At 70.5% G+C, this 6937-nt stretch carries 5 protein-coding genes and 1 pseudogene; 1 reads left to right on the plus strand and 5 read right to left on the minus strand.

Annotated elements, in window-relative coordinates; all coding sequences use genetic code 11:
• Positions 1-299, minus strand: a pseudogene (locus VNT50_RS12510) (hypothetical protein); the annotation flags it as partial.
• Between the two features lie 313 nt (positions 300-612).
• Between VNT50_RS12510 and VNT50_RS12515 the strand changes: the two are divergent.
• Positions 613-1209 carry a vitamin K epoxide reductase family protein gene (locus VNT50_RS12515; RefSeq protein ID WP_325485445.1) on the plus strand — a complete coding sequence of 199 codons (597 nt, stop codon included), beginning with the start codon at positions 613-615 and terminating at the stop codon, positions 1207-1209.
• 22 nt (positions 1210-1231) lie between these two features.
• Here VNT50_RS12515 and ndk read toward each other — a convergent pair whose 3' ends face one another.
• Genes ndk through VNT50_RS12535 form a run of 4 tightly spaced genes read right to left on the minus strand, consistent with a single transcriptional unit; the run spans position 1232 to position 6917 of the window.
• The gene (ndk, locus tag VNT50_RS12520) at positions 1232-1648 is read right to left on the minus strand and encodes a nucleoside-diphosphate kinase (RefSeq protein ID WP_325485446.1); all 417 of its coding nucleotides are present in this window, start codon (positions 1646-1648) and stop codon (positions 1232-1234) included.
• Position 1649: 1 nt separating this feature from the next.
• Positions 1650-2102: a DUF4233 domain-containing protein gene (locus tag VNT50_RS12525; protein WP_325485447.1), complete on the minus strand. Its 453-nt coding sequence runs from the start codon at positions 2100-2102 to the stop codon at positions 1650-1652.
• Positions 2099-3451 carry a bifunctional folylpolyglutamate synthase/dihydrofolate synthase gene (locus VNT50_RS12530; protein WP_325485448.1) on the minus strand — a complete coding sequence of 451 codons (1353 nt, stop codon included), beginning with the start codon at positions 3449-3451 and terminating at the stop codon, positions 2099-2101. The genes VNT50_RS12525 and VNT50_RS12530 overlap by 4 nt, the downstream gene beginning before the upstream one ends.
• Complete coding sequence (locus VNT50_RS12535; RefSeq protein ID WP_325485449.1) at positions 3444-6917, minus strand: isoleucine--tRNA ligase; 3474 nt, start codon at positions 6915-6917, stop codon at positions 3444-3446. Before VNT50_RS12535 ends, VNT50_RS12530 begins: the two co-directional genes overlap by 8 nt.
• Positions 6918-6937: the final 20 nt, after the last annotated feature.

Below are 6937 nucleotides of genomic sequence, written 5' to 3' on the forward strand. Positions count from 1 at the left end.
CCGGCGGGCTCCGGCTCTGCCGGCTGCTCCGGCTCCGGCGCGTGCTCGGCCGCTTGCTCGTCCGATGCCTCGTCGCCCGTGGGCAACTCGACATCGGGTCCCTCGAGCGCTTCGGGCAGCACCGCCGGCACCGCCTCGGACTCCTCGACGGCGTCCACCGCGTCGACGGTGGACGCGCCCATCGGCAGTTCCACATCGGGGCCCTCGAGGGGCTCCCACGTCGGCTCGATCGCCGCTACTTCCGGCGCCTCGGGCGCTGTCTCGTGGTGGTCAAGGGTGTCATTGCTCTCATCAGCCATCACTGGCGCACTCCCTGCGGGGCGACATCCGCGCGTCACCCGGCGAAATCTCAGGCGGTGCCGCACCTGCGGTGCCGCGAACTCACTCGGTCTGCGACCGGCTCCTGGCTCTGGTCGCGGGGCATTCGTCGCCCCGAAGTCTTCTGCGATGCGGATCGCGGCGCGGCCGCGGGTGCATCGACAGCCATTATCGCACTATTCCCTGGCAACCGGCGTGCTCGCCACGCGCGGGAGCGTGCGGCGGGCATCCGGTGGAGGCTCGGCGGGCACTCGCTGAAGGCTCGCGCACAGCCCTCGATGCCATAATCCGAGCATGCCCGAACCCCGCACGCGTCCCACCGCTCTCGCCGTCTGGCTGGTCGTTGCCGGGGCCGTGGGCTGGTGGGCGGCGTTCCAGCTGACGCTCGAGCGACTGCACCTCCTGGCGAACCCGGATGCAGCCCTCGGCTGCGACTTCAGCATCCTGGTGCAGTGCCGCGCCAACCTGGAGTCGTGGCAGGGTCAGGTGTTCGGATTCCCGAACCCGATCATCGGCCTCTCGGCCTGGATCGCCCCGATCGTGGTCGGCGTCGCGATCCTCGCCGGCGCCCGCTTCGCCCGCTGGTTCTGGCTGCTCTTCGAGCTCGGGATGCTGGCAGCCTTCGTCTTCGTGATCTGGCTGATCGCGCAGAGCATCTTCGTGCTCGGCACCCTGTGCCCGTGGTGCATGGTGACCTGGCTCGTCACGATCCCGACCTTCTACGCCGTCACGCTGCAGGTGTTCCGCAACGGGTCGGTGCCGGTCCCGGCGGCCGTCCGGCGTCGCGCGGACCAGTTCATGGGGTGGGTTCCGCTGTTCGCCGTCGCGACCTACGGCATCGTGGCGATCCTTGCCCAGGTGCGCCTCGACGTGCTCGGCAACCTCTTCTGACGCGCGCCGAGGTCAGGGAGCCTTACGCGAACCAGATGTCGAGCTCGCGCTCGGCCGATTCGACGCTGTCGCTGCCGTGGACGAGGTTCTGCTGCACCTTCAGGCCCCAGTCGCGGCCGAAGTCGCCGCGGATCGTGCCGGGCGCGGCGGTGGTCGGGTCGGTGGTCCCCGCGAGCGAGCGGAAGCCCTCGATGACGCGGTTGCCGGCGACGCGGATCGCCACCGACGGCCCCGACATCATGAACTCGAGAAGCGGCTCGTAGAAGGGCTTGCCTTCATGCTCGGCGTAGTGCCGCTCGAGCACCTCGCGGTCGGGCTCGGCGAGGCGGATGTCGACGAGCGAGTAGCCCTTCGCCTCGATGCGGGCGAGGATCGCTCCGGTCAATCCGCGGGCGACGCCGTCGGGCTTGACGAGGACGAGGGTCTCTTCGGTGGCCATGTCAGTCACTCTCTCTCGGGGTCTGAGGGTCGGCGGGTCTGGGCTCGGCGGGTCTGGGCTCGGCGGGTCTGGGCTCGGGGGCCGTTGCCCCTCGGGCGTCGATCCGCGCCCCACCGATCGTCGCATACCCCCACATGCTGCCGAAGATGAGCGCGACGAGCAGGAACGCGGGTACGAGGACGGCGGCGAGGGCGACGAGCAGCTGCAGGACCCAGCCGAGCACGATCGCCCACCTGTGCCGCAGCAGCCCGGCGGTCACGATCATCGCGACCGCCATCGCGGATCCGGCGACCACGCCCCACCACGACGGGATCGAGCCGGGGAGCGCATTCAGCCCGTAGACGACGAGGCCGCCGAGGAAGACGACGACGGATTCGAAGCCGAGCACGATCGCGCCGAGGTTCTCGACGAGCGTCCTGCGGCGACGAGGACGCGGTGCCGCGTCGGCGCTCACCGCTCCCACCCGGCCTTCCAGTTCTCGTCGGTGGCGACCGCGATCGCCTCGCCCGCGAGCACGACGGAGCCCGCGATGACGACGGCCCTCCGATCGGAGGCGACCGCCCACTCCCGCGCCGCGGCGGCGGCGTCCGCGACGTCGCGGTGCACGGTGACGGGGAGCCCCGCAGCCTCGGCCAGGTCGGCGATGACGTCGGCGTCGTTCGCCCGCTCCGAGTCGGGGGCGGTCGCGAAGACGTGCGCCGCCCGCGGCGCGAGCGCCGCGACGATGCCCTCGGCGTCTTTGTCGCCCAGCACGCCGAGCACGATGCCCCACTCGTCGAAGTCGAACGACTCGGTCAGGGCTGAGGCGAGCGCGTGCGCGCCGTGGGGATTGTGCGCGGCATCCACCAGCACCGTCGGGGCGATGCCGACGAGCTGCAGGCGGCCCGGTGAGCGCACCTCGCTCAGGCCTTCGGCGAGCACGTCGCCCGTTATCGGCTGCGAGCCGCCGCCGATGAGGGACTCGACGGCCGCGATCGCGAGAGCGGCGTTCGAGCCCTGGTGGGCGCCGTACAGGGGCAGGTACTGCTCCGGGTACTCCCCCGCCAGACCCCGCACCGAGATGAGCTGGCCGCCGACCGCGAGCTTGTCGTCGGTCAGAGCGAACTCGGCACCCTCGAAGGCGATCGAGGCACCGCGGGCGGCGGCGGCGGCGCGGAGCACGGCCTCGGACGCCGCCTCCTGTCGTGCGGATACGACCGCCGCGCCGTCCTTGATGATTCCCGCCTTGACGGCCGCGATCTCGGCGATGGTCCCGCCGAGCCGGTCGGCGTGGTCGAGGGCGATCGGTGCGAACACGGCGACATCGCCGTCGGCCGTGTTCGTCGAGTCCCACGACCCGCCCATGCCGACCTCGAGCACGAGCACATCGACGGGGGCGTCCGCGCACGCGACGAAGGCGAGCACCGTCAGCAGTTCGAAGAACGTCAGCGGCGCGTCGCCGGATGCCGCGAGCTCGGCGTCGACGAGGTCGACGAACGGCGAGATCTCGTCCCACGCGTCGGCGACGGCCGCATCGTCGACGGGCTCGCCGTCGATCATGATGCGCTCGGTGAACCGTTCGAGGTGCGGGCTCGTGAACAGTCCGGTGCGCAGGCCGTGAGCGCGGATCAGGCTCTCGATGATGCGGCTCGTCGACGTCTTGCCGTTCGTGCCGGTGACGTGCACCACGCGATACGTCCGCTGCGGGTCGGCCAGCAGCTCGAGCACTCGCCGGGTGCGCTCGACGCGGGGCTGCACCCAGCTCTCGCCCTGGCGCTCCAGCAGGGTCGCGTAGACGGCATCCGCCCTCTTGCGGTCAGACACTCGCGGCCTCCTGCCGGGTCACGGCGACGTGGAAGCCGCCTTCGTTGGCGAACGTGCCGCCGGTGAAGTAGCCGACGTGATCCGGCTGTGCGCCGAAGGCGACCGGATGCCAGGCATCCGCCGGAGCGTCGGCGGGCACGTGCACGTCCTCCCCGGCGACGAGCACGTCGTGCGCCACCGCGAGGGTCTCCCCCGCGACATCCGCCGCGCTGAAGGCACGTCGGACGGCGTCCCCGTCGGCCGCCGCGTCGAAGAGCAGCTGAAGGCGGATGCGGTCGCTCACCGCGAAGCCGGCCGCCTTCCGCGTGTCCTGCACGGCGCGGATGACATCGCGCGCGAGCCCTTCGGCCGCTAGCTCGGGGGTGGTGGCGGTGTCGAGCAGAACGAATCCGCCGTCCGGCAGCAGGGCGATCGCGGTGCCCGCGTCGACGCCGCCGGCCTCGAGCGTGAGCTCGTACTCGCCCTCCTGCAGCGCGATGCCGTCGACGATCACGACGCCGTCGACCTCTTCCCACACGCCCGCCTTCGCCCCCCGGATGACGTGCTGCACCCGCTGTCCCAAGCGAGGACCGGCGGCGCGGGCGTTCACGCTCAGGCGCTTGCTGACGCCGTAGCGCTCCGCGACATCGGCGTCGAGCTCGACCAGCTCGACCGACTTGACGTTGAGTTCGTCGCGCAGGATCCCCTCGAACTGCGCGAGCGATCCGGCATCCCGCACCACCACGGTCAGGCAGGCGAGCGGCAGGCGCACGCGCAGGCCCTCCTTCTTGCGCAGCGCATTGGCGACGGACGACAGCTCGCGCACGGCATCCATCGCGGGGCGGATGTCGGCGTGCAGGGGGAACGCGTCGGCGTCGGGCCAATCCGTGAGGTGCACGCTGCGCTCACCCGTGAGGCCTTGCCACACCCGCTCCGAGATGAGCGGGATCAGCGGAGCGGCAACCCGGCACACCGTCTCGAGCACCGTGTAGAGCGTGTCGAAGGCCTCGGTGCCCTTCGCCTCGCCTCCCTCGCTGCGGGACCGATCGACGCCGACCCAGAAGCGGTCGCGCGAGCGCCGGATGTACCAATTCGTGAGCACCTCGACGAAGTCGCGGAGCGCGGCGGCCGCCGTCGTGGAGTCGAGGCTCTCGAGCGCCGCCCGCACGTCGCGCACGAGTTCGCCGGTGAGGGCCAGGATGTATCGGTCGAGCGGGTCGGTGGATGCCGTCGACCACGACGCCTCGTAGCCGTCGCCGCCGGTCTCTGAGGCTGTCGAAGGGCCGCCGGCCGCGGCCCCCGCTGAGCCTGTCGAAGCGTTCGCGTAGGTCGAGAAGAAGTACCACGAGCTCCACAGGGGCAGCAGGAACTCGCGCACGCCCTGCCGGATGCCCTCCTCGGTCACGATCAGGTTGCCGCCGCGGAGCACCGAGCTCGCCATCAGGAACCACCGCATGGCGTCGGAGCCGTCGCGGTCGAAGACCTCGGCGACATCGGGGTAGTTGCGCAGCGACTTGGACATCTTCTGCCCGTCGCTGCCGAGCACGATGCCGTGGCACGCGACGCCCGTGAACGCCGGCCGATCGAACAGCGCGCCCGAGAGCACGTGCATGACGTAGAACCAGCCGCGCGTCTGGCCGATGTATTCGACGATGAAATCCGCGGGCGAGTGCTCGTCGAACCACTCGTGGTTCTCGAACGGATAGTGCACCTGGGCGAACGGCATCGATCCCGAGTCGAACCACACGTCGAACACGTCCTCGATGCGGCGCATCGTGCTGCGCCCCGTGGGGTCGTCCGGGTTCGGCCGCGTCAGGTCGTCGATGAACGGCCGATGCAGGTCGATCTCGCCCTCCCCGTTGCGCGGCAGGCGCCCGAAGTCGGCCTCGAGCGCGGCGAGCGACCCGTACACGTCGACGCGCGGGTACTCGGGGTCATCGCTCTTCCACACGGGGATCGGAGAGCCCCAGTAGCGGTTGCGGCTGATCGACCAGTCGCGCGCGCCCTCGAGCCACTTGCCGAACTGCCCGTACTTGACGTTCTCGGGGGCCCACGTGATCTCGTCGTTGAGCTCGACGAGACGTTCCTTCACATCGGTGACGCGCACGAACCAGCTCGAGACCGCCTTGTAGATGAGCGGATTGCGGCAGCGCCAGCAGTGCGGGTAGGAGTGCTCGTAGCTGGCGAGCCGCAGCAGCCGGCCGCTCTGACGGAGGATGCGGACGAGAGGCGTGTTGGCGTCCATCCACAGCTCGCCCGCGACATCCGTCACGGCGGGCAGGAAGCGACCGCCGTCATCGAGCGAGAGGATCGTCGGGATGCCGGCGGCTTCGCCGACGCGCTGGTCGTCTTCACCGAACGCGGGCGCCTGGTGCACGATGCCGGTGCCGTCGCCGGTCGTGACGTAGTCGTCGACGAGGATGCGCCACGCGTTCTGGGTGCCCCAGGTCTCGGCGTCGGCGTAGTAGTCGAACAGCCGGTCGTAGTGCACGTCGGCGAGCTCCGCACCGGTGAACCGCGCGTCGACGGCGGCCGCCGCATCCGCCGCGCTCTCGTACCCGAGATCCTTCGCGTAGCTCGGCAGCAGGTCTTCGGCCATCAGGTACCGGTGCGAGTCGGCCTCGGCGGTGTCGTTGGCCTCCCCCTCGGTCCGTGATCCCGTCGAAGGCGGGGCATGGTGGATGTCGGATGCGCCGAGCGGCCCGCCGGGCAGAACGGCATATCGGATGTCGGGGCCGACCGCGAGCGCGAAGTTGGTCGGCAGCGTCCACGGCGTCGTCGTCCAGGCGAGCGCGCGCACCCCCGTGAGCCCGAGCGATTCGGCCTTCACGCCCACGAGCGGGAACGTGACCGTGACCGAGGGATCCTGGCGCATCTTGTAGACGTCGTCGTCCATGCGCAGCTCGTGGGCGCTCAGGGGCGTCTCGTCGCGCCAGCAGTACGGCAGCACCCGGTAGCCCTCGTACGCGAGGCCCTTTTCGTAGAGCGATGCGAACGCCCACAGCACGCTCTCCATGTAGTTCGTGTCGAGGGTCTTGTAGCCGCGGTCGAAGTCCACCCACCGGGCCATGCGCCCGACGTAGTCCTTCCACTCCTCGGTGTAGGTCAGCACCGATTCGCGCGCCTTCGCGTTGAACTGGGCGATGCCCATGTTCTCGATCTCGGACTTCTCGGTGATGCCGAGCTGCTTCATCGCCTCGAGCTCGGCCGGCAGCCCGTGCGTGTCCCAGCCGAAGACGCGATCGACCTTATGACCGGTCATGGTCTGGAAACGCGGGAACAGGTCCTTCGCGAATCCCGTCAGCAGGTGGCCGTAGTGCGGCAGGCCGTTCGCGAACGGCGGGCCGTCGTAGAAGACCCACTCCGGCGAGCCCTCCCGCTGCGCGATGCTCGCGCGGAAGGTGTCGTCCGCGCGCCAGAACGCCTGCACCTCGTACTCGATCTGGGGGAAGCGCGGGCTCGGCGGAACCTCGGCCGCGGGGCAGATGTCTCGATACGCGGCTTCGC

The organism is Microbacterium sp. (assembly GCF_035554235.1).
GTDB lineage: Bacteria > Actinomycetota > Actinomycetes > Actinomycetales > Microbacteriaceae > Microbacterium.

What these genes read in the sequence shown, in the direction of transcription:
- ndk (WP_325485446.1), bottom strand. Translation starts at nt 1,648, where the DNA reads ATGGCCACCGAAGAGACCCTCGTCCTCGTCAAGCCCGACGGCGTCGCC.
- VNT50_RS12515 (WP_325485445.1), top strand. Translation starts at nt 613, where the DNA reads ATGCCCGAACCCCGCACGCGTCCCACCGCTCTCGCCGTCTGGCTGGTC.